The 25,900-nt window shown below is 39.1% G+C and carries 17 protein-coding genes, 1 other RNA gene and 1 CRISPR repeat array; of the genes, 9 read left to right on the top strand and 9 right to left on the bottom strand.

Features of this window, described 5'->3' with window-relative positions:
• Positions 1-14: 14 nt before the first annotated feature.
• Positions 15-1,028, bottom strand: a complete 1,014-nt coding sequence (gene hemB / locus SOI81_RS13160; RefSeq protein WP_239976173.1) for a porphobilinogen synthase — start codon at positions 1,026-1,028, stop codon at positions 15-17.
• A gap of 375 nt (positions 1,029-1,403) precedes the next feature.
• Here hemB and SOI81_RS13155 point away from each other — a divergent pair, with 375 nt between their 5' ends.
• The 4 genes from SOI81_RS13155 (at position 1,404) to ssrA (ending at position 6,898) form a co-directional block, all read left to right on the top strand.
• A complete protein-coding gene (locus tag SOI81_RS13155; RefSeq protein ID WP_016141979.1) occupies positions 1,404-2,555 on the top strand; it encodes an EmrA/EmrK family multidrug efflux transporter periplasmic adaptor subunit in 1,152 nt (383 codons plus the stop codon).
• Positions 2,556-2,561: 6 nt separating this feature from the next.
• Positions 2,562-4,088, top strand: coding sequence for a DHA2 family efflux MFS transporter permease subunit (locus tag SOI81_RS13150; protein WP_016141978.1), 1,527 nt, complete (start codon positions 2,562-2,564; stop codon positions 4,086-4,088).
• Between the two features lie 306 nt (positions 4,089-4,394).
• Positions 4,395-6,377, top strand: a complete 1,983-nt coding sequence (gene ggt / locus SOI81_RS13145; RefSeq protein ID WP_320540894.1) for a gamma-glutamyltransferase family protein — start codon at positions 4,395-4,397, stop codon at positions 6,375-6,377.
• Positions 6,378-6,538: 161 nt separating this feature from the next.
• Positions 6,539-6,898: a transfer-messenger RNA gene (gene ssrA / locus SOI81_RS13140) on the top strand.
• A 2,390-nt stretch (positions 6,899-9,288) separates the two neighbouring features.
• Here ssrA and SOI81_RS17490 read toward each other — a convergent pair.
• A complete protein-coding gene (locus SOI81_RS17490) occupies positions 9,289-9,453 on the bottom strand; it encodes a hypothetical protein (RefSeq protein WP_414017389.1) in 165 nt (54 codons plus the stop codon).
• Between the two features lie 1,451 nt (positions 9,454-10,904).
• On the opposite strand from SOI81_RS17490, the gene SOI81_RS17485 reads away from it, so the two are divergent.
• Both SOI81_RS17485 and SOI81_RS17480 read left to right on the top strand, forming a co-directional pair.
• On the top strand, positions 10,905-11,102 hold the full coding sequence (locus SOI81_RS17485) for a hypothetical protein (RefSeq protein WP_414017388.1): 198 nt from the start codon (positions 10,905-10,907) through the stop codon (positions 11,100-11,102).
• Between the two features lie 1,830 nt (positions 11,103-12,932).
• On the top strand, positions 12,933-13,175 hold the full coding sequence (locus tag SOI81_RS17480) for a hypothetical protein (RefSeq protein WP_414017387.1): 243 nt from the start codon (positions 12,933-12,935) through the stop codon (positions 13,173-13,175).
• A 566-nt stretch (positions 13,176-13,741) separates the two neighbouring features.
• On the opposite strand, the gene cas1f is transcribed toward SOI81_RS17480, so the two are convergent.
• From cas1f to SOI81_RS13115, 5 genes are read right to left on the bottom strand one after another with little or no spacing between them, the layout of a single operon-like run.
• Positions 13,742-14,695: a type I-F CRISPR-associated endonuclease Cas1f gene (gene cas1f, locus SOI81_RS13135; RefSeq protein ID WP_239976156.1), complete on the bottom strand. Its 954-nt coding sequence runs from the start codon at positions 14,693-14,695 to the stop codon at positions 13,742-13,744.
• Positions 14,696-14,706: 11 nt separating this feature from the next.
• Positions 14,707-15,315, bottom strand: coding sequence for a type I-F CRISPR-associated endoribonuclease Cas6/Csy4 (locus SOI81_RS13130; protein ID WP_239976155.1), 609 nt, complete (start codon positions 15,313-15,315; stop codon positions 14,707-14,709).
• A 2-nt stretch (positions 15,316-15,317) separates the two neighbouring features.
• Positions 15,318-16,379: a type I-F CRISPR-associated protein Csy3 gene (csy3, locus tag SOI81_RS13125; RefSeq protein WP_239976154.1), complete on the bottom strand. Its 1,062-nt coding sequence runs from the start codon at positions 16,377-16,379 to the stop codon at positions 15,318-15,320.
• A 29-nt stretch (positions 16,380-16,408) separates the two neighbouring features.
• Entirely contained in the window at positions 16,409-17,293 is an 885-nt protein-coding gene (gene csy2 / locus SOI81_RS13120; RefSeq protein WP_239976153.1) for a type I-F CRISPR-associated protein Csy2, read from the bottom strand.
• On the bottom strand, positions 17,290-18,456 hold the full coding sequence (locus SOI81_RS13115) for a hypothetical protein (protein WP_239976152.1): 1,167 nt from the start codon (positions 18,454-18,456) through the stop codon (positions 17,290-17,292). Before SOI81_RS13115 ends, csy2 begins: the two co-directional genes overlap by 4 nt.
• 278 nt (positions 18,457-18,734) lie before the next feature.
• Positions 18,735-19,842: direct repeats of the CRISPR family, unit length 28 nt; unit sequence GTTATTCATCGCATAGATGATTTAGAAA.
• 124 nt (positions 19,843-19,966) lie between these two features.
• Between SOI81_RS13115 and cas3f the strand changes: the two genes are divergently transcribed.
• Positions 19,967-23,203, top strand: coding sequence for a type I-F CRISPR-associated helicase Cas3f (cas3f, locus tag SOI81_RS13110; protein WP_239976151.1), 3,237 nt, complete (start codon positions 19,967-19,969; stop codon positions 23,201-23,203).
• A 174-nt stretch (positions 23,204-23,377) separates the two neighbouring features.
• Positions 23,378-23,773, top strand: coding sequence for a hypothetical protein (locus SOI81_RS13105; protein WP_239976150.1), 396 nt, complete (start codon positions 23,378-23,380; stop codon positions 23,771-23,773).
• A 195-nt stretch (positions 23,774-23,968) separates the two neighbouring features.
• Here the strand turns inward: SOI81_RS13105 and SOI81_RS13100 are convergent, their stop codons facing one another.
• Both SOI81_RS13100 and SOI81_RS13095 read right to left on the bottom strand, forming a co-directional pair.
• A complete protein-coding gene (locus tag SOI81_RS13100; protein WP_239976149.1) occupies positions 23,969-24,496 on the bottom strand; it encodes a hypothetical protein in 528 nt (175 codons plus the stop codon).
• A gap of 126 nt (positions 24,497-24,622) precedes the next feature.
• On the bottom strand, positions 24,623-25,111 hold the full coding sequence (locus tag SOI81_RS13095) for a hypothetical protein (RefSeq protein ID WP_239976148.1): 489 nt from the start codon (positions 25,109-25,111) through the stop codon (positions 24,623-24,625).
• A 343-nt stretch (positions 25,112-25,454) separates the two neighbouring features.
• Between SOI81_RS13095 and SOI81_RS13090 the strand changes: the two genes are divergently transcribed.
• Positions 25,455-25,883 carry a PAAR domain-containing protein gene (locus SOI81_RS13090; protein ID WP_239976147.1) on the top strand — a complete coding sequence of 143 codons (429 nt, stop codon included), beginning with the start codon at positions 25,455-25,457 and terminating at the stop codon, positions 25,881-25,883.
• Positions 25,884-25,900 lie beyond the last annotated feature (17 nt).

Raw genomic sequence — 25,900 nt, 5'->3', positions numbered from 1 at the left:
CTTTCTCTGCGAACTTAGTTCATTTCCTTGAGTTTTTCGGCAGCGGTTTCTGCAAAGTAAGTCCAGATCCCGTCTGCACCTGCGCGGCGGCAGCACATGAGTGATTCTAAAATCACTGAGTCTGATAACCAGCCATTTTGAATTGCGCCCGCTAACATGGCGTATTCGCCACTCACTTGGTAAATGAATGTTGGAATACCAAAGGTATCTTTCACTTCACGTACCACATCCAGATATGGCATGCCCGGTTTTACAATCACCATGTCGGCGCCTTCTTGAATATCAAGTGCGATTTCATGTAACGCCTCGGCACGGTTGGCAAAGTCCATCTGGTAGTTATATTTATTACCACCTTTTAGGTTGGATGCAGAGCCAACAGCATCACGGAACGGACCATAGAAGCTAGATGCATATTTTGCAGAGTAGGCCATGATGTTGGTGTAGATGTGACCATTGGCTTCTAAAGCCTGACGAATTGCGCCAATGCGGCCATCCATCATGTCACTTGGTGCAACTACATCAGCACCTGCTTCTGCATGACTTAAAGCTTGTTTAATCAAGCATTCTACAGTCTCGTCATTAAGCACATAGCCAGTTTCATCAATAATGCCGTCTTGACCATGCGTGGTGTATGGGTCGAGAGCACCATCAGTAATTAACACCATTTCTGGTAATTCTTTTTTAAGCAAACGGCAGGTGGTTTGTACTAAACCATCTTCATACCATGCTGCTTCTGCGGTGAGGCTTTTGTCTTCTTGCGGGGTAACTGGAAAAAGAGCCAGTTTTGATACGCCTAATTCCAGAAGTCTTTCAGCTTTTTTCAGTAACAAATCTGCCGACAAACGCTGAATGTTAGGCATACTTGGAATATCTTGGGTTTGATTTTGTCCCGGTAATACAAATACTGGATAAATCAAGTGATTGGTAGTGAGCTGTGTTTCGCTGACCATCGCACGCAACTGGTCATTTTTACGGATACGGCGCATGCGAGTAGCTGGAAATGCAGGACGATTGAACGTATAAGTCATAACAATCTCGATGTTCGGTATTACACTAGGATAGGTTGGCGGATATTCCATTACTGTCAACCGACTGCTGTATTGTAGCCCCATAATGCTGGATTTGTACAAAATTATGGGTGTTTATCATGCTTTTAAATTGAGCCACGGCGCTTTTTTTAGAGGTTAAAAAGCAGAAATTTTCACAAAAACCTTGAGATAAACATTAATTTAATTAGAACGAACGCATTAGTTATATTTTTTTATTCTCATATCATGAGGTTTTAGCGTTAAAATTAGCTCCTTTGACAATGCGGTATGTCTTGTTCATAGAAAAATAAAAACTCTATAACAAGGTGTAGTGCGAGATTGATGGCAAAGCCAACTCATCTTTAGGAACATACCATGACTGATGCACAAAGCAATGTACAAGAAACAGTGCCAACAACATCTGCCTCGGATGACAACAACCAAAACAAGCGCAAGAAATTTCTTGGTTTTTTTGCGCTGATTTTATTGATTGCCGCTATTTTATATGCAATCTGGGCATTATTTTTAAATCACTCGGTGAGTACGGATAATGCTTATGTCGGTGCAGAAACCGCGCAAATTACCTCAATGGTGAGCGGACAGGTCGCTCAGGTTGCTGTAAAAGATACTCAAACGGTACATCGTGGTGACGTGCTGGTTCGTATTGATGACCGTGATGCCAAAATTGCATTGGCTCAAGCTGAGGCAGAGCTTGCCAAAGCAAAACGCCAATACAAACAAACTGCGGCAAACAGTAGCTCTTTAAACTCTCAAGTTGTGGTTCGTGCTGATGAAATTAACAGTGCCAAAGCACAAGTTGCTCAAGCACAGGCCGACTATGACAAAGCTGCTTTAGAGCTTAACCGCCGTGCGCAACTTGCTGCCTCTGGTGCAGTGTCTAAAGAAGAACTCACTAAAGCACAAAGTGCTGTTGAAACAGCCAAAGCAGGCTTAGAGCTTGCCAAAGCTGGTTTAGCACAAGCGTCTTCAAGTCGTAAAGCTGCTGAAAGTACCTTAGCTGCAAACGAAGCGTTAATTCAAGGTGTAAGCGAAACTTCGACTCCGGATGTACAAGTTGCACAAGCGCATGTTGAACAAGCTCAGCTTGATTTAGAGCGTACCGTGATTCGTGCACCAGTCGATGGTGTGGTTACGCGCCGTAATATTCAAGTCGGTCAACGTGTTGCGCCGGGCACGAGCATGATGATGATTGTGCCGCTTAACGATTTATATGTAGATGCGAACTTTAAAGAAAGTCAGTTGAAAAAAGTCCGTCCGGGTCAGGCTGTCACGCTAACTTCAGATTTATATGGTGATGACGTTGAATATCACGGCAAAGTGATGGGCTTCTCTGGTGGTACAGGCTCTGCCTTTGCCTTAATTCCGGCTCAAAACGCAACAGGTAACTGGATTAAAGTGGTTCAACGCTTACCAGTTCGTATTGCACTTGACCCGAAAGAACTTGCTGAACACCCACTGCGTGTTGGCTTGTCGATGGAAGCAAAAGTCGACTTATCTGCGAAGTAAACGCTTATGAAAACGCAAACACCTTTTGCCGAACTAAGCGGTGGCCGTTTATTACTGGCAGCGTTTGTTATTGCCTTGTCGAACTTTATGGTCGTGCTCGATACGACCATTGCCAACGTATCTGTACCGCATATTACCGGTAACCTTGCTGTTTCAAGTACACAAGGCACATGGGTTGTTACGTCATATGCTGTTGCAGAAGCGATTTGTGTACCTTTAACAGGTTGGCTGGCAGGCCGCTTTGGAACCGTTCGGGTTTTTATTTTTGGCCTGATTGGTTTTACCATTTTTTCTTTTTTGTGCGGTCTAGCAAACTCATTAGGCATGCTGGTGTTTTTCCGTATTGGACAAGGTCTATGCGGTGGCCCCCTCATGCCGCTCAGCCAAACCTTGCTGATGCGTATTTTCCCTCAAGAAAAGCATGCACAGGCGATGGGCCTATGGGCAATGACGACCGTCGTTGGGCCAATTTTAGGGCCAATTTTGGGTGGTCTGATTAGTGATAACCTGTCTTGGCACTGGATTTTCTTTATTAACCTACCTGTTGGGATTATTTGTGTTTTAGCAGCAATGCGCTTATTAAGAGTAGCTGAAACAGAAACAATTTCTTTAAGAATCGACACTGTCGGTTTAGGTCTGTTAATTCTCTGGATTGGTGCGCTACAGCTCATGCTCGACTTAGGGCACGAACGCGACTGGTTTAATAGCACGAGCATTATCGTTTTAGGTTTAACTGCCGCCATTGGTTTTGTGGTGTTCCTCATATGGGAACTCACCGACAAACACCCCGTGGTGGATGTGAAAGTATTCCGGCATAGGGGCTTTGCTATATCGGTACTGGCCTTATCGCTTGGTTTTGGAGCATTCTTTGGCAGCATTGTACTGATTCCGCAGTGGCTGCAAATGAACCTTTCCTATACCGCAACATGGGCCGGATATTTAACCGCAACCATGGGCTTTGGTAGTTTGACCATGTCACCGATTGTGGCAAAGCTTTCGACCAAACATGACCCACGGGCGCTGGCGAGTTTCGGTTTGATCTTGCTCGGTGGTGTGACCTTAATGCGGGCATTCTGGACCACAGATGCTGACTTTATGGCACTGGCTTGGCCGCAAATCCTACAAGGTTTTGCTGTGCCGTTCTTCTTTATTCCACTGTCCAACATTGCACTTGGTTCGGTACTCCAGCAAGAAATTGCCTCTGCTGCGGGTCTCATGAACTTTTTAAGAACCATGGCAGGGGCGATTGGTGCTTCAATTGCAGTGACCGTGTGGGACGATCATGCCAAAGTTGCACGTAGCGAAATGGTGTCAAACTTAAACACAACCGAAGTTCAAAATAACCTGATGCAAAATGGTTTTTCGGCTGACTCGACGCTCGGAATTATTTCAAACCTCGTCGATAAAGAAGCCATTACCATGTCGGCGAACCATGTGTTTTTGCTGTTTGCGATGGTATTTGTCTTTGCGGGGCTGGTGATTTGGCTATGTCCAAAACCCAAAGGAAATACAGGCGGTATGCCATCCCACTAAAGACAAAAAAGCATCTTTTCGAAGGTGCTTTTTTTAGCGCTATTAAAAAATAGGTTAGGATCGTAAATGGTAGATTTTGCCTGTATTTAGTTGAATAAAGCATGCCAGAATCGGGCAGATCAGTTATAAAAGCGTGTGATATCAAGCAAGGAGGCATAATACAGGGCACAGGATAAAACGCCCTCAAACATTTACTATTATAAAATCTTATTTTTATCAAAGATTAAAAAAACTTAATACCTGAAAACTAGAGAAGCTTGCATGGCAATTGCATGGATAGGCAAGCGTATATATTGGAGTTATCACGTGAATATAAAATATTCATTTTTGTTCAGTAGTTTATTAGCAGTCGGTTTATTACAAGGATGTGGAGATGATTCTTCAGATCAACCCAAGGATGACTCAAATACAACTCCGCCCAATTTAATTGTAGATAATGACCCGACCAGTTGTAGCAAACTGGCACAAGACGGTTCAAGCGTGGTGGTGGGCTCAAACCAAAATGGTGACCCAGCCGCGCCTGAAGGTGCATCAGGTTATAGACTTGGTAACACGGTTAAATATTCAGATAAATATATGGTGGTGGCAAACACGCCACTTGCGGTAAAAGCTGGTTGTGATGTTTTAAGAGCAGGCGGTAGTGCAGTCGATGCGGCGGTTGCGGTACAAGCAGTGCTTGGTTTGGTCGAGCCACAGTCGAGTACCATTGCTGGTAGCGGTTTTATGATGTATTACGATGCCAAGACTAAACAGGTCACGGCTTATGATGGTCGTGAAACCGCACCAGCCGCAGCTAATCCATATTATTTAATTCGCCAGAATATGGATGACCCAAATTCACCAGCACCTGTACCAAGTGCGCGACGTAGTGGTCGCTCGATTGGTGTGCCGGGTGTAATGCGTTTGCTTGAACAAGCACAAAAAGAGCATGGTAAACTCAAGTGGAACCAGTTGTTTGATGAAGCCATTGGTTTAGCTGACAACGGTTTCCGCATTCCGGGACGTTTGGCAGATGCGATTGCAAGTAATGCAAATAGCTTGGCGCTCGATGCAAATGCAATGAAAACCTATTTCTATATAGATGGTTCACCACGCAAAGTGGGTGAAATCATGACCAATAAAGAATATGCAAAAACGCTTGAAGCACTTGCTGTACAAGGGGCAAATGCATTGCACACTGGGCCGATTGCCCAAGCGATTGTGGCAAAAGCAGGCCAAACGGTTGGGGATGACCCAGCAAGAACTCCAATTACGCCAAGTTTGATGACCTTACAGGATTTATCAAACTATGAAGTGAAAAAGCGTACTCCAATTTGTACCACTTACCGTGACAGTTTCTATGTATGTACCATGCCACCTCCATCTTCGGGAGGGATAGCAGTTGCTCAAACGCTGGGTATTTTAGAAAACTTTGATATGTCGCTCTATCCACCTAAAAACCCTGAAAATGAAGGCGGTGTGCCAGATGTGATGGGCGTGCATTTAGTGTCTGAAGCAGAGCGTTTGGCCTATGCTGACCGTGACAAATATGTCGCAGACACTGACTTTGTAGCTTTACCAGCACAGGGCATTCCAAGTCTTATTGATAAAAATTACTTAAAACAACGTGCAGCACTGATTAACCCTAACCAAAGTATGGGCGTTGCACCAGCAGGTAATTTCAATACGGCTGCAGGCGTCGACACCACTGTTGAACATGGCACAACGCAGTTCACGATTGTAGATGCCTATGGCAATGTGGTTTCAATGACATCGACTGTTGAATCGAGCATGGGTTCATTCCACATGGTGGATGGTTTCTTGCTATCGAACCAGTTAACTGATTTTAGCGCGAACCCTTATGACAGCACTGGGGCACTGGTTGCTAACCGTGTAGAAGGGGGCAAACGCCCACGTAGTACCATGGCGCCAACCTTAGTGTTTAAAGGCACCACGCCAGATGAGTTTTATATGGCAACAGGTTCACCAGGTGGCGGTACGATCATTCAATATGTAGTTAAAACTTTGGTAGGTGCATTGGACTGGAACTTAAATGCACAGCAGGCTACCTCGCTTGTAAACTTTGGCGCGACCAATAGTAAAAACACCAATGTGGATAGCTCGAATGTACAGCTTTCTTTAGTTGACCTGATTGAAGGTTTAAAAGCAAAAGGGCATGGTATATCGAACACTGCGCAAACCAGCGGTATTTCAACGATTATGAAAGTAAATATTAATAATCAAACTAAATACGCAGGTGGAGTAGACCCACGCCGTGAAGGTATTGTGTTAGGCAATGGAACCTTATAGACCACACTTTAAAAAAAAGCTGTCATTTTTGGCAGCTTTTTTATGTAGCCCTTGAAAAAAGCAAAAGGCTCTCCATTATGTAAATATGTTCATCAGTAGCAGACTGTTGATAAATTGCACAGCATTTTATTTTAGTTATGCTATGATGTTCAGACATTCATGGGGATGTTATTGGCTTCGACGCCGGTGATGAAACTCATAGATGCATGCCGAGAGCGCATTTTCTCTCGTAAATAAAATTTGCATTTTAATAGTCGCAAACGACGAAACTTACGCTCTAGCTGCCTAAGGGCAGTTTGTCCGCTTCCTAGAATACTTGTGGTTTAGGAACCCGACCGTAGCGCACGCACACAAGTCCGTATAGAGTCAAGCCTCGGGGCTTTATACCAAACTTAGAGGATCGCACCTTGTACCCTGTTCGTCGGGTCACTTGGTGTTAAAATAATAGACGATATCTAAGCATGTAGTATTCTCGAGCGTAGTGCTGGCGGACGCGGGTTCAACTCCCGCCATCTCCACCAAGATTCGTGAAAAGCCCTGAAACGAAAGTTTCGGGGTTTTTTCTTTTTAAAATTTAAATTATTAAATCATCTATGCGATGACGAACTACTTAAATCGCGTTTGGATGGAATGGGGCGATTTCTAAATCATCTGAGCGATGAATAAATTGATAACGCATCTAAATGGAAGCTCCCATGTTTTCTAAATCATCTGGGCGATGAGCAACTTTTAGCAGCGTACGCGCCGTTGCACATGCAATTTCTAAATCATCTACGCGATGAGCAACGAAAAAATATAAATCTTCTTGCGCCTCGATCCTTTCTAAATCATCTATACGATGAGCAACCCGAAGATGATCATTGAACGCTTTGGATAGCTTTTCTAAATCATCTATGCGATGAGCAACGAAACACATTTCCCAAGTATCAAAAAACTTGATTTCTAAATCATCTACACGATGAGCAACAGATATGGAGCTTCGCCCCAAACCCCACATAATTTCTAAATCATCTATGCGATGAGCAACACAAGGAAGTGATAAATTTGATGCTTATGTGCTTTCTAAATCATCTATGCGATGAGCAACGAATCTGTCTTTAGACCTACTGGAATCTGACGTTTCTAAATCATCTACGCGATGAGCAACTGGAAGAATACCTCATCCCCGTAAAGCACATTTTTCTAAATCATCTCCGCGATGAGCAACGGCCTAATGTAGTGATCGGTAAAGCGAATAATTTTCTAAATCATCTGAGCGATGACGAACATTGGTTGGATTGTCCATATTATTCAAACGATTTTCTAAATCATCTAGGCGATGAGAAACAAATACAAATACAGACCGAAGTTTGCCGTTGATTTCTAAATCATCTAGGCGATGAGCAACAGTTATATGACGCTGTTCGTAGTGGTAATGCATTTCTAAATCATCTATGCGATGAGTAACGTAAGGACGCAGCAAAATCTGCATACAGATGTTTTCTAAATCATCTACGCGATGACAAATATTAATAATTCAATCACCAAAATGACCATTATTTTCTAAATCATCTATGCGATGAGCAACCTATACGTGGGGCCTTATTTGCCTCCTGTGATTTTCTAAATCATCTGGGCGATGACGAACTTATATGGCGGTCTTTCTATAACTGAATGGATTTTCTAAATTATCTGAGCGATGAATAAATTGATAACGCATCTAAATGGAAGCTCCCATGTTTTCTAAATCATCTAAGTGATGAGCAACATTATCAGGCACGTATTCTGTTTTCATGTTTGTTTCTAAATCATCTGTGCGATGAGAAACATGTGCAAGTTTTACTACTCCTTCAGCTCAATTTTCTAAATCATCTGAGAGATTAGAAACATCCCGTAGTACACCATTACTGTGCAACAAATTTTCTAAGTCATCTATGCGATGACGAACGAGCTAAAATAAATTCAAATTTAAAAAGTTGTTTTCTAAATCATCTATGCGATGAGCAACCGTAGAGCTCAGAAAGAAAACTGGACTACTCCTTTCTAAATCATCTGGGCGATGAGTAACTATTTGGAAAAAAAGTATTAGATACGGATCAATTTCTAAATCATCTGGGCGATGAGTAACCAACAAGCACTGACGAGTTAGAACGGTACTGTTTTCTAAATCATCTGTGCGATGACGAACGCACATAGAGCTTTATACAACATACGAAATAATTTCTAAATCATCTGTGCGATGACGAACTAAAGTAGCAGTACCAAAAATACGGCCATAGTTTTCTAAATCATCTGTGCGATGACGAACGACACTGATGGCGTAATGGGCTTGCCTCCTAATTTCTAAATCATCTGTGCGATGAAAAACCATAACATTCAAGAAGCCGGTGAGTGGATGGTTTTCTAAATCATCTATGCGATGAATAACTCGTACTAACTTTGCCGTCACTATTAAGTACGTTTCTAAATCATCTATGCGATGAATAACTATTGCCTCATCTACATCATCGACAAGTTCTATTTCTAAATCATCTGTGCGATGACGAACCAAGCGCTGACTCTATGGCGGTAACATTGATATTTCTAAATCATCTGTGCGATGACGAACGAACCGCTACAATCTCGTCGGGCAGGCTATCATTTCTAAATCATCTATGCGATGAGCAACAAGCATCAGGACTATGTCCGCGTTCAGGTTGATTTCTAAATCATCTATGCGATGAAGAACCTAGCCACATTTCTCAGATGATTAGAGGGAAATTTCTAAATCATCTGGGCGATGAGCAACAAGTTGGGTGGTGATATACACGTTCTTGACCATTTCTAAATCATCTGAGCGATGAGAAACCTATTAGAACAGTTTGAATCATTGCCACTTATTTTCTAAATCATCTGAGCGATGAGAAACAAAGATCGCAGAAACAATATGGTGCTATTCAGTTTCTAAATCATCTGAGCGATGAGAAACGACATCATCAAGACAAGAAGCCTTAGTTTTGTTTTCTAAATCATCTGAGCGATGAGAAACCCAAAAGATGAAAAACAACCACGTAAAGTCATTTTCTAAATCATCTGAGCGATGAGAAACTAAAACCACTAAAGCTAAACGGAACGGCTTTATTTCTAAATCATCTGTGCGATGAGAAACGCAGTACTCATTTGGCGAACCAAAGATAATGTTTTCTAAATCATCTGAACGATGACGAACTTACATCATCAGAATATGGTTCAACCAACTTTTCTCTAAATCATCTATGCGATGAACAACAAGACGTTATTAATGCGGGTCTGAATTTCGGTTTTCTAAATCATCTGGGCGATGAGCAACTTCAATCAGGGCTTGAAAGAAAGTCGGTTGATTTTCTAAATCATCTGGGCGATGAGCAACTCCATTATTAGATTTTGTGCAAGCGGGGATGTTTTCTAAATCATCTGGGCGATGACGAACATTGGCTGGATTGTCCATATTATTCAAACAATTTTCTAAATCATCTGGGCGATGAACAACAATATGTTAGCTAATTTCTCGTTTGATGCTGCTTTCTAAATCATCTATGTGAGGACGAACAAAAATAAGTGTGAGAGCAATAAGTGCTACAATTTCTAAATCATCTATGCGATGACCAAAGCGCATCACTATCTAATAATATGCCTAACTGCTCATTAAATCATCTGGGCGATGAGCAACCCCATTATTAACTACACATCGTAGTGGTTATTTTTCTAAATCATCTATGCGATGAGCAACTAATTAAGGGCCTAAATGTCCTAGCTAGTAGATTTCTAAATCATCTATGCGATGACGAACACCAGGTTCCTTTTTGCGGTCGAAATACCTTGTTTCTAAATCATCTATGAGATGATGAACTTCGATGTACTGTATGTGAAGCGTGGCGAGATTTTCTAAATCATCTATGCGATGAACAAAGTGAAAAGGCGCTTGAGCCGTCTGCTGGCCATTTTTTAAATCATCTATGTGATGAACAACCCCAAAGACCCAGCCTTGATTAGCGGTGCGGATTTCTAAATCATCTGAGCGATGATGAACAGCAAGCCATCAAAGACCACGAATCAATATACTTTCTAAATCATCTGGGCGATGAGCAAAATTGACGAGGATGATGACTGGACTGATCCGAATTTCTAAATCATCTGGACGATGATGAACAATGAGGAAGGCTCATATGAAAATGCTTTAATTTTCTAAATCATCTGAGCGATGACCAATATATTGGATTAGAGTCCATCATTAGAAGACGTTTTCTAAATCATCTATGCAATGACGAACCAAGCGAAAGTGGAGGAACTGCAAAAGCGGGTTTTCTAAATCATCTGGGCGATGAGCGACGAAGAAAGTGATGGTCATATCTTCAGTGAGATTTTCTAAATCATCTGAGCGATGACCAATATATTGGATTAAAGTCCATCATTAGAAGACGTTTTCTAAATCATCTAAGCGATGAGCAACAATTTTATCGTGACTCAGTTATTATTGGTTTTTTTTTAAATCATCTACACGATGAGCAACGTAAAAAAAATATTGCTGTAGTGGGTGATACTTTTCTAAATCATCTACACGATGAGCAACGTCCGCGTTTAAATGCTGAACTTGCTGCTATGTTTCTAAATCATCTACACGATGAGCAACAAACCTCAGGTATTGCAGTTATCAAACTTGATTTTCTAAATCATCTACACGATGAGCAACGTAAAACGTCTAAAGCATACTGTTTTACAAATTTCTAAATCATCTGTGCGATGACGAACAGTCAGGCATCTATATTCCCTCCATGGCATTTTTTCTAAATCATCTGGGTGATGAGCAACTAAAGGGCTGGTAGCCGCTGCTTGAGCAAGTATTTCTAAATCATCTGGGCGATGAGCAACGCTGAACGTGACCAGACATGACAAACGTGACGTTTCTAAATCATCTGGGCGATGAGCAACGAAGAGTACCGCGATGAAATGGACCTTTTAAATTTCTAAATCATCTGGGCGATGAGCAACATAGCATTTATGGTTTACAAGTCTGGACGTCTTTTCTAAATCATCTGGGCGATGAGCAACTTTGTGATTATCGAAATTTTTTTAATAACTAATTTCTAAATCATCTGGGCGATGAGCAACTTCGTGCTGATGGTCCAATCATCAGCCGCGAATTTCTAAATCATCTGGGCGATGAGCAACTCCATTATTAGATTTTGTGCAAGCGGGGATGTTTTCTAAATCATCTGGGCGATGAGCAACTCCTACTCAAATCAAAGTTATTGAGGGGGATTTTTCTAAATCATCTGGGCGATGAGCAACTCGCATTCGCGGCTGAAACCTTGCCAACAAAATTTCTAAATCATCTGGGCGATGAGCAACATGAGGTTTACAACAAGGAGTCTAAATACAGATTTCTAAATCATCTGGGCGATGAGCAACTTCGTGCTGATGGTCCAATCATCAGCCGCGAATTTCTAAATCATCTGGGCGATGAGCAACTCCATTATTAGATTTTGTGCAAGCGGGGATGTTTTCTAAATCATCTGGGCGATGAGCAACTCCTACTCAAATCAAAGTTATTGAGGGGGATTTTTCTAAATCATCTGGGCGATGAGCAACACTTTGTTTTTCCCACCATTCAATTGTGTCTTTTTCTAAATCATCTGGGCGATGAGCAACGGAGCGTTTGCCGCAAGATAGTCACGTAAAGATTTCTAAATCATCTGGGCGATGAGCAACGAAAAAACAAACTTTTGAAACTTGCTGAAGGATTTCTAAATCATCTGGGCGATGAGCAACATGATGAATTTTATAGAAAAGGTCATGCTTCATTTCTAAATCATCTGGGCGATGAGCAACAGATCAAGGCTTCGCCTGCAAAGTTGCTCCAATTTCTAAATCATCTGGGCGATGAGCAACTTTTTGGCATCCTGGCTCTTGCTGCTTATGCATTTCTAAATCATCTGGGCGATGAGCAACAACTCGCCAGTTGTCGTTACCAATAGCGGTAATTTCTAAATCATCTGGGCGATGAGCAACATCAATCTGCATTATGCGAATTTTGGAAGGTTTTTCTAAATCATCTGGGCGATGAGCAACTGCTTACTAAGCCACCATAAGCATTTAATTTTTTTCTAAATCATCTGGGCGATGAGCAACTTCATAAGTGTTCTTAGTGGGATTAACTACAATTTCTAAATCATCTGGGCGATGAGCAACGGACACCTACTATTAAGTAAAGAAATCTCTTTATTTCTAAATCATCTGGGCGATGAGCAACTTGTACCTGTTGGCAATGTCTCATAGCTGAGTTTTCTAAATCATCTGGGCGATGAGCAACAAACAGCGGGCCCAACCACGGACTATCCTCTATTTCTAAATCATCTGGGCGATGAGCAACGTTCTACATATTGAATGAGGTCTTGATAGGTATTTCTAAATCATCTGGGCGATGAGCAACAACGATGCCACGCATTCACGAATATTCGTTCGTTTCTAAATCATCTGGGCGATGAGCAACTTGGCGAAGGGGGTAGTAATGCGGCCGCAGCGTTTCTAAATCATCTGGGCGATGAGCAACTGATAAACATGTTTAAGCATTTGCTCCCAACCTTTCTAAATCATCTGGGCGATGAGCAACAGGGTTTGACCGCCGCCGGCTCTATTGTGAGCTTTCTAAATCATCTGGGCGATGAGCAACGTCACGGCTGCGCCGGAAACCCCCGCGATTTTTTTCTAAATCATCTGGGCGATGAGCAACTATTTGAAACGCACCGTAAATACTTCACGAAATTTCTAAATCATCTGGGCGATGAGCAACTTAATGCTTGAACCTAACTTATATCCGGTATGTTTCTAAATCATCTGGGCGATGAGCAACGATCGAGGTCCCAATCGCGGCTGACGGTACTTTTTCTAAATCATCTGGGCGATGAGCAACCAATTGCAAAAATGACATAACCAAGCTTTTTATTTCTAAATCATCTGGGCGATGAGCAACTATATCTATAAACTTCCCCATTTTTTGTGACTTTTCTAAATCATCTGGGCGATGAGCAACTTTTACCTGTATCTTCAAAAGCAACTTTATCATTTCTAAATCATCTGGGCGATGAGCAACATTTGACGGGTCCACACCCCATAACAACCATTTTTCTAAATCATCTGGGCGATGAGCAACATTGCTCTAAATCTGAGTATCACGTGCAAGGCTTTCTAAATCATCTGGGCGATGAGCAACCCATGTCCAAAACGTCCGCATTCAATAAACGTTTTCTAAATCATCTGGGCGATGAGCAACTAGAGTTAAGTTAAAACAAAACTCCTAAAATCAATTATATAAGTTTTTAATGAGTGAAAATACTTCGTTATGAGGTACTTGGGTTAAGCGTATGATTTTATTTAATTTTACTACATATGTCAGTAATGAAGCTAAACATGTAATCTAAAATATCTTGGTCTTGGCATGTTTCAATAAGCTGCATTCGGAATTCTTTTTGATTTAATCCTTTTGCTGCACATGTAAAAGCGAGTGGCATCACAAAAGCATCTTTCACTAGATCAGCTAAGTCAAAGACTAGACCTCCGCGTCGTGTTTTACCGTGCAAAATAGGTAGGGCAAAGCTAATTCCCATGCCATTTAAAGCAACCGCCGCATAGCCATAAGCAATATAGTTTCCATGATCGAGGTAGCTGTTGGCTATATCAGCAATAGTGTCATGAGAGTTTTTTCCTTCATCACGAATAAAATCAACTCCTAAGCCTTTAGCAAGTTGCTTGTATAATGTTTTGGCCCAACGTCCTTCGGCTGCGAGTAATTCTTGTTGATTTTCGGAGCGATCAATATCTTGTTTAAACGTATTTAAAGCATTTTCATCAATATAAATACCAGATTGAATCAAATCAAAATTCTTCTTCCATGATTGTGATACGAGGGCAATACGTTCAAGTAATAATATTTTTGCCATGAGTAAACGTGCGTCATCTTCTAACCACGCTCTCATCCAAATTTGCATATATTCAGTGGGGCGGTATTCACTTTGGGGTGCTAAAAATGTTAAGTCTAATGATGAAAATAAAGGGGAACCGCCAGAACCGCAAAACCCAACCATGACATTAGATTCTGCTAAACGTCTGGCAGCTGCATCTGTTAATGAACTGCCTTTGCCAAGGAGTAAAAAGGCTGTGTTTTTCTCTGGAATATTATAAAAATATTCCACAGGCTGTGAGTTCTTCGTCAAGTAAACAATTCGATCATCTTTTAAAACGACACGAACTTTTTCTAAATAAAAAACGCAGGCACGTTTTGAAAGCATAAGTGGGCGGCTGCGTTCTTGACGGAGTTGACTCATATTATATTTCCTTAAAAAACGGGTAGGGCAAAAGGACTTTCCTTACGGGCAAGTCCATAGCTATCGGGCAGCCCGTATCCGGCGTTTTCACTCTCCTGAACATCAATAATGACTGTAAAACCATGACCTGTACTGCTGACTACCTGAAAGAAGGGCATTCCTTTGGCAGTTTTTAAGCGTCTATCTCTTAAAGGTTCATTTTGATGAGAAAGCTTGGTACGTTCAGCTTTCAGGGTTGGAATACGAAACTTTCGATAACTTTTCCAACCAGAAATTTTGGCAGTAGGAACAGGAATTGCGACACCTAAAACGGTATAGTCGCGAATTTTCCAGTGTCCTTTAATTGCCTCGATTAACTCATCTAACTCATCCTGTTTTTCTGCAAAAATTCGCAAAATATCAAAGTTAGATTTAGCCGAACGACCATATTTTTTCTCAAACTGTTCCTGCTTCGCTTTCAATTTATCGGATATTTCTAACGCAAGTGCGTAATGCGCAGGTAGTTTCCGAAATGCACCATGAATCACGGTGTAAATTTGATTACGAATATGACCAAGTTTTAAATCCGTATCATCTGATGATTCAAGAACACGGATATCCAGATAGTAATTGGCATCCATCATTATTCACCCTCGGAGTACACGCCACCACGAATTAAACACGCAATCAAGAACATACCTTTTTCGCTGTTTACATCCAGTTCATCAATTTCTTTCAAAATATCGAATGCAGAAACTTTATCTTTACCTACGCGATAGAAAATCTGTCCCTCTAGGTTTGCACCGTTAGGTTCTACTGCAATTGGCTTTTCATCGTTTTCTTTAAATAGTGGATACCAAGTATCAATTGTTCTTAGTGCATTTCCAATTTTTTGGTCACGTAATGCAGCTTGACCCAGATATTGGTTGTCATTTGCTTTGTGGTCTGGTTTTTTCGGTGTTAATTGATATAGAGATCGAGAGAAACCTTTTGGTTTATCTTCTAAGTAATTTTGAGAAGGGAAAACTTCTACACCGCCCATTCCGAAGTCAACAATTGCTTCAATATGCAATGCAGCACTTGTGGATTCGCCAGTAATTCCTTTTAACAAAATGTCTGCTAATTTTTGTTCTTGTTCAGATGGTTGATCAAAACTTTTAAGATTATAAGAAAGAGCATCAAAGCTAAATGTTTCAGGGTAGTCTTGAGCAGTCACTTGAATGGTAATACTTTCAGCGACAATGCGGTTGCGCCATAACCAACGGCCATTAACAATATTACGTACATAACGACGCACAACTTCTTTTAGTCCATCGCTTTCTTTGGCGCGATTTACAAAATCTAAGAAAGCTTGGCGGAAATTATATTCTTCGGTTTTGTCAGCACCAGCTTTAGACGCACTTGCAAATAGTACATAGCTCAAGTCAATAAAACGGAAATCCCATTTCACCAAAAGTTTCGCTTTAGGTTGTAATTTTGCAGATTCGGTAAGCTGAATATTGGTGACTTCACGAGCAAGTGAGTTGCCTGTTGCAGCCCCTTTTTCTTTGTTTCCTGCTACGTTTTGAGTTCCTCGAATCCCGTGATACATCACATGTAAAGGTTCTTGTTTACCATCTTCAAATAAATTAAAAAATGCCCCGTCACTCACTACTGTGCCACGTTGTAAAGAAAGGCTACCTGGTAATTTCTTAAAAATTGTCATGTGAAAAAATCCTTATGTTTAAAAGTGAGTTATGCATTGATGCAATTTTGTTTTAAAAGAAAAATGTCTTCTTGCGGCCAGTGGTAGGTCCACAATAATTTTTGCAAGTTATGCCAAGAGTCATCCTCAGCCTCAGTATTTTTCCTTAGAATCTCGCCTAAAGAAAAATACTGAACAATGCCAGTCAGCGGTTCTGCATAGGCATGTGCTGTAGTTTCCTGATCTTGTGCTTGGCGAATACCAGCTCGTTGGTCTGTGAGTGGCTCAAGTAGGGCGTACCCCAAATTAGTTGCCGATATCCAACTTAAATTTTGGTCATTAAAGAAAGTTCTAAGCGCATCTGCTTTTAATGCCAACAGTTGGGTAAATGCCTGAACTCGATTAATTTGTTTACGTTGCTGATATTCAATAAGCAAATCTTGTCGATCTAAAATGGCAAATCCAGTTTTGATTTTCTTTAGGGCTACTTCTAATTCATTTTCAGCATGCGTCGTAATTTCTAAAAACTCGATAATTTGTCCGCCAGCAAAACGGCTACGTTTAAGTATGTTTGTTAGTTTTTCAGGACTAATCCGAGAGCTAGAAAATTTGATAACAAGGCTAAACTCTAAGTGACAAGATGCAGTTGGTTGTAAAGACAACGCATATTTATTTTTAGAAGAATAGTCCTTTTTACCAATAAACACGGCACCACGACGTTGAGCAGGAGTGAAGCGGCCATAGGCTTGCCCACCTAAACGCTGTTGGTCATGATGAATATAGATAATGCCTTCTTCTTGAGTGCCTAATTGTCTTGCTAAATGATGTGCAAACATATTGGCTGCAAACAAAGGTACACCACCTAATAAAACGCCATTGGTTTGCATATTTGCATTTTGTACTCGCATACGAGGAATAACGACATAACGACTCATCGAACAATCTCCCGTAAGCGGCGGGCGATATAACCTTCTGAATTACTATCTAGGCTAATTGATACAGTTTCATTATTTATTTCTATATCAAACGTTTCATTGGTAATTTTTCTAGCCAGATAATCTGAGAACTTTATTCTCCAGTTATCATCTCTTAGTTCTGGATCAATCAAACCTTGTAAAACAAACGAAAGGCTCGGATGAACCCAAAATGAAGGGCGCTCAATCTCTTCCATACTTGGTAGAATTGCTTCAGCTTCTTCTAAAATATTTTTTTGGAAAGTCGCTTGTCTTAATACATCTTTAGCAAGGATATTGAGGAAAATAACTTCCTGATCTCGTACATCTCGATTAGTAGAAGGAGCGAAAATCTCGAGATCATGCCAATTTTGAATATTATTCGTTGCAGTAATAACAAGTTGGCGATTTAAAATTTCTGACCACTCTTTAATTGCTTCTTTTGCCCGTTTAGTTCCATTAAGCAGTTTTATTTTGCGGGATAGACGTATCGTAAATCCGTTATAGAAAATCGCTAATGCTTGGCGTACTTTTTCACTTGCTTGAGGAGCGTCAACTGTAATAGGGCGTTGCATTGAACGAACGAGGCTTCCCACATTCTGTGGATTGGCTCCGCCTATGCCAAAAACAGCAGTTTGAATGCGGTTAAACTCACTGTCTTTTTCTTTGCGTAATTCATTTACAGTATCAACTTCTTGGTTCACCAGATAATTTACACCAGCAGCAGTAAGTGGGCTTACTGAAACGTATTCACCATTTTTTGGAATTAAAAGCTGGCGAATACGAATATCAATGTTTTCTGTACCTGCTTGATACGGCTCATTAAAAATAGATGAAATGGATGGCTTGAGCTGTTCCACTTGTTGTTGAAACTCAGCATCTTCTGAACTGATATCATTATCAATCATGGCAGCTTTTACGACTTTAAAAATAGAAGCCGTTTTACCTGCATTTGCCTGATAGTCAGTGGGAATAAGGAAGTCTTCATTTAATAAAGTTCGAGCACTGAGATAGGGTAAATCAAGTGCTTGTTGTTTACTTAAACGAATCCCACCTTTTTCAATATTGGAATTAATCGTCTTTAAACTAAAGTGTACCGATTCTTCTAAAGCGTTTATAAAAATATCAGTTTGTGGTTCAGGCATTATCTTCCCCGTTTTTGTTATCTAGCCAATTTTTAACACATTATTTGAAAAATGAAAGTGTTGAAGCAGAGATCTGCGACAAATTAAGTCGTAGAGACAATTGGAGGGAAATATTATAAGCTCTATAAATTTAGCCTAAGACGATTAGGTTAAATTTTAAAAAATTAGAAAAATTAATGTAATTCAATAGATTATATTTATTCTTCTATTTTGAAGGTTTTTGATTCATTAAAACTTTATATTATTGTTTTTAAGAGTTTTGTTTTTACTTAGCTCTAGTTATTCATCGCATAGATGATTTAGAAATTCCGCCCCGACAGTAGTTGCATTAGCTGCCTGTTATTCATCGCATAGATGATTTAGAAATTAAGCCGGGCACTCAAAAGATGATTAACCCAGTTATTCATCGCATAGATGATTTAGAAAAATCTAGACCTTCAGCTAAATCAATTCCTATAGTTATTCATCGCATAGATGATTTAGAAATGGCTATGAGTATTGTATTCAACTGCCAAAAAGTTATTCATCGCATAGATGATTTAGAAATTGAATAGAAGTGCCAGCCGGTACAGATTGATGTTATTCATCGCATAGATGATTTAGAAAATCAATGCATGGGTCGAAATAACGACTTACTTGTTATTCATCGCATAGATGATTTAGAAAGAAAAGGGGAACAACGAGGCGGCCGTACAAGCGTTATTCATCGCATAGATGATTTAGAAATACATATGCATTAAGGGGTTATATCAAGATTCGTTATTCATCGCATAGATGATTTAGAAATTCCAGACGTCGCGGATTTCGTCCGGTGTAAGGTTATTCATCGCATAGATGATTTAGAAAAATGTAAGATCTATTCAGCCTCATGAAGTGGAGTTATTCATCGCATAGATGATTTAGAAAGCCACAAGTTGCCGGATGCGGTTCGAGTCTGGGTTATTCATCGCATAGATGATTTAGAAAATGCTCCCATGTATATGAATCTGGCTCATCAAGTTATTCATCGCATAGATGATTTAGAAAAAAATGCAAGCTCATAAAACCCGTAGTAAAGTGTTTTTCATCGCCTAGATGATTTAGAAAGTGGTCTTTGATAAATTGGGTGGGTTTCATTGGTTATTCATCGTATAGATGATTTAGAAATTCAAATAAAACTAATGTGCCGGCACTGGTATGTTGTTTATCGCATAGATGATTTAGAAAATCTCAATCACTCACTTTGCAGTTTGGCGAAAGTTATTCATCGCCTAGATGATTTAGAAAAAAGCTCAGGCGGTGCCAGAGGGTTATGTACCATTATTCATCGCATAGATGATTTAGAAAACCGACTCCACGAGGCGTTTAAGCTCATCCATGTTCGTCATCGCCTAGATGATTTAAAAATTTTCCTTTCAAAATTTAAGACGTCGTATTTTGTCGTTAAAAGGCAGTATTAAGCTGATAAAAACTTTCTCTTTTTAAAACAAAAGATTATATTTTTATAACATTTAAACTTTAACAATAAACTATGCATGTCATTTTTATCTCGGCTTGTGAAAAAAGAGCTTTAAAGAAAACAAGAGCAATTTTGGATAGCTATGCTATTCGTACAGGACATTCGTCTTGGCAAGCACCAATGACAATGGACGGCTTAAAAGAAATTCGTAGTGCATTAAAAAAAGTAGCCACCCGACAAACTGCGGTAGCTGCTTACATTAATTTTGGTGTACGAAGAATGAAGCTGGCTTGGGTTGTAGGAGCAAAACATAAATTTGCACACGATGGTGCATATCCAGTGGCTTCAACGAAGAAACAACAAAAACTACTAATGCTAGATGAATGGGTCAAAGTAAGTAGCTTGTTGGCAGGTGCAGCAGGGGACATGCATGATATTGGAAAGGCCTCACAACATTTTCAGAAAAAATTAAGTCCAGACATGGCAGGGCAGAAAATTAGAGATGACATTCGACATGAATGGCTGTCTTTAAAACTATTACAACAACTCAGAAAAAATGGGTGGGACTGGCAGCTGGCTTGGAAGAATTTAGGTAAAGGTTTAGATAAATTTACTTTAGGTGATCGACAAGAAATAGAACAGGGAATCCAAAATGAATTAGAAGCAGTCGATTATTTGGTTGTTACACATCATGGTTTATTAGGAGTTGAAGAAACTTTAAAAAATGATCCATTAGCCTTACCTCACTATGAAAATCATGTCCGGACATTGGTTCCAAGCCGTGAACAAATGAGCTGTGCAGGTGAGTTGCCAGACTCTATTTTTAAAAGCCATCAAAAACGTATGCAGCGTTTAACTGCATTAATATCGAAACAAAAAACAGACCAGCTTTTGTACTGGAAAGCCTTAGCACTACATTCACGAGCAGCTCTGATTCATGCCGATCATATTGTCTCGGCACAACAGTATTCTTTGCAAAAACCTGAAAATGTATCGTTATTTGCAAATACAAAGCTTAAAACTATAGACCAAGACAAGAAAGCCAAATTACAAGATCAGCCACTAGAATGGCATTTACACCAAGTGGGTGATCGGGCTTCACGAATCGCAGTTCAAATGATGATTGATTTGAGTTTATCTGGCTTATCTGAACAAACGGTTGAATACATTTGCCAGCCAACAACTCACCCACGTTTCCAATGGCAAAATATCGCAGCAAATGCATTGCAAAAAAATATACAGAAGCATCCTGAAACGCCAGCATTGGTATTCAACATTGCAGGGACAGGAAGTGGTAAAACCCGCATGAATTTACGAGCTGCGTGTACTTTACGACCAGATGATCCAAGACTAGCGATTGCACTTAATTTGCGCTCTCTAACTTTGCAAACTGGGCATGCACTTAAAACGTCGATGAATTTATCTGAAGATGAAATCGCCGTTATTATTGGAGATACTGTTACTCAGACTTTATTCGATCAAAGTAAAGAGAAAATTGAGTTCGTTGATGAAGATGAAAATCATCCAGAGCCTATTTTTGATGCTTGGGGTGAGGACTGCGATTTACCTGAATGGTTACATCCATTATTTACGGTTGAAAAAAATGGACGTAAAGTTTTAGACCAAAAAGAAACGACCATCCTTGCTTCGCCATTATTAGTTTCAACCATTGATTATCTGATTGCAGCGGGTGAACCACATAGACAAGGACATCACGTTAAAGCATTACTTAGAGTGATGAGTAGCGACTTGATTTTAGATGAAGTTGATGGCTATGAACCTAAAGCATTGATCGCTGTTTTACGTTTAGTTCAGTTAGCTGCAATGTATGGTCGAAACGTTATTTGTTCGTCGGCAACCTTATCACTTACAGTTGCCAAAACAATTCATCGGGCTTTTGAGTCGGGTATGCAGATGCGGGCAGCCCTTTATGGTACCGAAAAAAAATCAATCATTGCGATTATTGATAATGAGCTTAAACCGCAGGTTTGGTTAGAACGATCAAATCAAAAATCAGAATTTAATACAAACTACCAAAAGCATTTAGATAATTTACAAGTTCACTTACTCTCTAAGCCTACTTATCGACTGGCTCAGTTGCTTTCGGTACCTGAAACTACAGTTTTATCGTGGAAACAGTCGGTATTAGAAGCAGTGAAGCAACTTCATCAAGAGCATGCATGGAATTTTAAAAAGACCGAAAAGAAAATTTCTTTGGGGCTTATACGGGTTGCCAATATTAAACATGCAATTCGACTTGCCCAATTTTTATCAGATCATTTACCTGAGGCAAAAGTAGCTTGTTATCATGCGAATGATTGGCTGATCTCAAGATTTTATAAAGAGCAACGTTTAGATCAGCTTTTAACACGTCATAAAGACGGTAAAAAAAGAAAAACTGGTAATGAGCAGATCGAGCAAGATGATGAAATGATTGACCTCATTCAAAAATCTAATTCTCTAAATATTCCATTTATTGTGATTGCAACACCAGTGGAAGAAGTGGGGCGAGATCATGATTTTGATTGGGCTATCATTGATGCATCAAGTGTACAGTCAATTGTACAAACGGCTGGCCGAGTGAATCGTCATCGCTTAGAAAAAGTACAGCAACCCAATATTATGATTCCGCAGTGGAATTATCGTTATTGTGAACGACGTGATATTGAAAAACTTAAGCAACAAAGTAAGCAACGTCGCCCCGTATTTGTATACCCTGGCTATGAAGGATATGGTTCATCTGTAACATCAACTTATTCATCTCAAGACTTAAGCGAGCTTTTACCGTGGGATCAGCAATCCCAATTAGTTATTAACGCCCGACTGCGTTTTGATCAAGTAAATTGTTTATTTGCAAAACATGATGACCAACAAATAGGAAGTTTTTGCCAAAATTTTTTTAATGATCAAGGGGAGCAGTTATTTTCTCGGTCGGATGTAGATGCAAGTATCATGACAGAGAATATTTATAATTTAACGCCTTTACGTGAACGTAATTATCAAGAAACCTATATGTTTGAGTGGACTGATACCTTGATTGTTAAAAAACAAGTTTATGGTTTTGATGAAAAAGCGACTAAAACTTTAAAATATCCAAAATATGGTTTGATATGGGACCAAGTGAAGTTCGAAGAAATTCCTGCTAAATCACAAGCATGGTTAGCTCTCGATCCACAACAAATGAAAGATTATTGTTATGAGTACCAAATTGCCAATGAGCAAGGCTGCCGTATATCTTTAACACCTTATAATAGAGATGAAGTACCTACGTGGTCTTATGATTATGGCTTTGGCGTGATGCTAAAATAAATTACTAAAAATAAGGTTTTCATACACAACGGAAGCTTAGTTTTTATATCGACTTAGAGTAGCCTTCCATCGCAGCTAATTTTATTTTATTTTTATAGTATTGCTATTTCTTCATTAGAATTTTGTTTCTTGATTCGTTAGAAATACCTCAAAATAATATTTAGGTTAAGTGAAATGACTTTTTTATCTTGTAAAGAAATTGATGAGCTCATGACAGAGCTAGGGTATACACAAACTAATACTCGTAAATATGCTCATGAATTTAAATTAAAAAATGGTCAATATGTTTATGTTAAGCAGTTGAAAGATAATCAAAAAAGAAAAAAACAACCTTCGAGGCTTATGATTCATCCATCTTTTCGGAAATTTAAAGAAGATTTAACAAAGCTAGAGAAAGTTGAATTTAGTTTTGAAGAAAAAGGAAATATGAATACAGCATTTGCTCGTTTTCCACAGTCTAGTGAGTCTGAGTGCGCCAACAATCCTACACGGCATGGAATAGGAGTTAACTTTAAAGATAAATTAGCACTAATTAATTTCCTAAAATTTATTGAAAGTAGTAAGTACTAAGAGCTCTAATGAGCTCTTTTTTATTTAGATATCGGCTCTTGAAGGATTGATCTTTCAATCGTTTCACCTTCTACTAAATATGGTTCGTTAATTAAAAGAAACTCTCTAAATATTTGATTTCCCAAAGGCCCCGTGCCACAACAGAACTTTAATTCTCTCTAGAAAAAGCCCTGAATAATCAGGGCTTTTTCTAGCTTAGATCAATTTTTTACATTCAATATCATTTAACGGCGAATCAGTTTTCATAATGATTTTTTCAATTTTGGGTTGAAGTAACAAAGCCTCTTTTGAAAGTTCTTTCGCTTTAGCTGATATCTCACTTCCGCTTTTTTCTTTAAGTTTTATATATTTTTCAATATATTTATTACTTACACATAATGAATCTAATGCATCAATTGACATCTTACTTTTTTGACCCGAAGCCATCAAATCTAGGTCATCATTAAGCTTTATGTCTAAAGAATCGTAAGTTGTATTGACTGCATACATTAAAAAAGTGGCATAACTTAGCAACTGATCATTAGTTTCACTTACCTTGTTAGCTTCATTGTATGCTGCTTTATACAGAAACTTTGTGTAGTAAAGCTGGTTAAATTGGGCATAGAGTGATGCTTCATATGCTTGGGTTATATCTGCTTCAGTAATTCCATGTTTTTGAGGGCGTACTTGGCTACATGCTACCGTTAAAAGAGACAATAAAATAATACAAAGTTTAGATTTCACAATTAATTAACCATTTCTTATTCAGGCAGGGAATAACTAGATTTAGCTATAACTAATTTATAAAATTAGCTATTAAAAGCTCCTTTTAATTGGAGCTTTATATAGTAATATTTAATTAATTTTTAACTATTTACAAACTTGCTGAAAAGTTGCTAGAGATTTGTCTTTGCTATCTCTTAGCTTGATAATTTCATTTCTTGCTTCGTATAGTTGTTTAACACTTTTTTTGGTGTCTTCGGTGATATTGGCTTTATATTGCTCATCCATATTATTTATATAGTTTTGCATGTAGACGGTCAGCCAACAGACATCGTTGAGATCGGTATAGTCAAACTTATTTTTATCTAAGCCAGTTAACCAATTACCATACTCATCATTCAGTAGACTTTGTGCAGTTCTTACCTTTACAAAAGTATTTTTGAAAATAATCTCTTTTAGAGCTGGCTCTTGTTTTACGTCTTTATTGGCTTCCAAAATCAACTTTCTATTATCAGTAACGTAATTCTTAAAGTCCTTTTGAATAAATGTATCTACATCCTCTTTTTCAGATGCTTTACATCCATTGAAGCCAACCAAAAGTAGCGGTGCTAAAAATATTAATATCGTTTTCTTCATATTATTACTCGTGACTAGAAATTACTGAGTGGCGGTGTATATTGATATTGACGTATAAACTGCGATAAGGTGGCACTATCATGAGGATGATCAAATACTTTCTTATACATATTCTCATTAATAGGTATGGTCGATTATTAACATGAATAGGCTAAACTAATTAAAAGATATCTCTTAAAGGAGGAGTCTTTCATAAAGAAATATTCTATTGACATAAAGATGACTTACTCTGAAATTTTAAATAATTTTCTAAGATACTAACCCTATATGGTTACATATAACTTATTTTTTAGTTTAAGTAATTTTTGATATTATTGTATTGAAAATTAGAGCAGGAACTATAATGACAAGTCCTATTTTTTTACAAGACCTTCCTATTGAACAATTAGAAAAGCTTTCAAAAAATGATATTCAACAAATTTCTAAGGCTGAAAAGCTCTATTGGAATAATAAACCTCATACTATTTACTACGTGGCTGTACATGGTGCTAAATCTCAGAATGGTGGTTTAGTTAATGCCTCTTCTAATAATGGGAAAATTAAAGGATTATCTATTGCCCGGGTTGGAGATGAAGTTATTTATGCAGATGGTACAACCTCTAAGATCATCTCTGGTGCTGGTACTGCATGTGTTGTCGAGGGATTATCAGTAGCTCTAGTCGGTAGTCGCTTAGAAAATGGTGATGAAATTATTGATAGTCCGAATACTACTATTGCGATCAGAATTTACAAAGATCAGGCCCTACCTCAAAACTTTTTGAGTCATGACTAATTTTTAAGGGGTAGGCT

The organism is Acinetobacter pittii (assembly GCF_034067285.1).
Classification (GTDB): Bacteria; Pseudomonadota; Gammaproteobacteria; order Pseudomonadales; family Moraxellaceae; genus Acinetobacter; species Acinetobacter pittii_E.
This window is presented reverse-complemented; position numbering and strand designations above follow the sequence as displayed.

Coding starts and splice junctions, on each gene's coding strand:
- hemB (WP_239976173.1), bottom strand. CDS start 1,028: ATGACTTATACGTTCAATCGTCCTGCATTTCCAGCTACTCGCATGCGC.
- SOI81_RS13155 (WP_016141979.1), top strand. CDS start 1,404: ATGACTGATGCACAAAGCAATGTACAAGAAACAGTGCCAACAACATCT.
- SOI81_RS13150 (WP_016141978.1), top strand. CDS start 2,562: ATGAAAACGCAAACACCTTTTGCCGAACTAAGCGGTGGCCGTTTATTA.
- SOI81_RS17480 (WP_414017387.1), top strand. CDS start 12,933: ATGTTTAAGCATTTGCTCCCAACCTTTCTAAATCATCTGGGCGATGAG.
- cas1f (WP_239976156.1), bottom strand. CDS start 14,695: ATGAGTCAACTCCGTCAAGAACGCAGCCGCCCACTTATGCTTTCAAAA.
- SOI81_RS13130 (WP_239976155.1), bottom strand. CDS start 15,315: ATGGATGCCAATTACTATCTGGATATCCGTGTTCTTGAATCATCAGAT.
- csy3 (WP_239976154.1), bottom strand. CDS start 16,379: ATGACAATTTTTAAGAAATTACCAGGTAGCCTTTCTTTACAACGTGGC.
- csy2 (WP_239976153.1), bottom strand. CDS start 17,293: ATGAGTCGTTATGTCGTTATTCCTCGTATGCGAGTACAAAATGCAAAT.
- SOI81_RS13115 (WP_239976152.1), bottom strand. CDS start 18,456: ATGCCTGAACCACAAACTGATATTTTTATAAACGCTTTAGAAGAATCG.
- cas3f (WP_239976151.1), top strand. CDS start 19,967: ATGCATGTCATTTTTATCTCGGCTTGTGAAAAAAGAGCTTTAAAGAAA.
- SOI81_RS13105 (WP_239976150.1), top strand. CDS start 23,378: ATGACTTTTTTATCTTGTAAAGAAATTGATGAGCTCATGACAGAGCTA.
- SOI81_RS13095 (WP_239976148.1), bottom strand. CDS start 25,111: ATGAAGAAAACGATATTAATATTTTTAGCACCGCTACTTTTGGTTGGC.
- SOI81_RS13090 (WP_239976147.1), top strand. CDS start 25,455: ATGACAAGTCCTATTTTTTTACAAGACCTTCCTATTGAACAATTAGAA.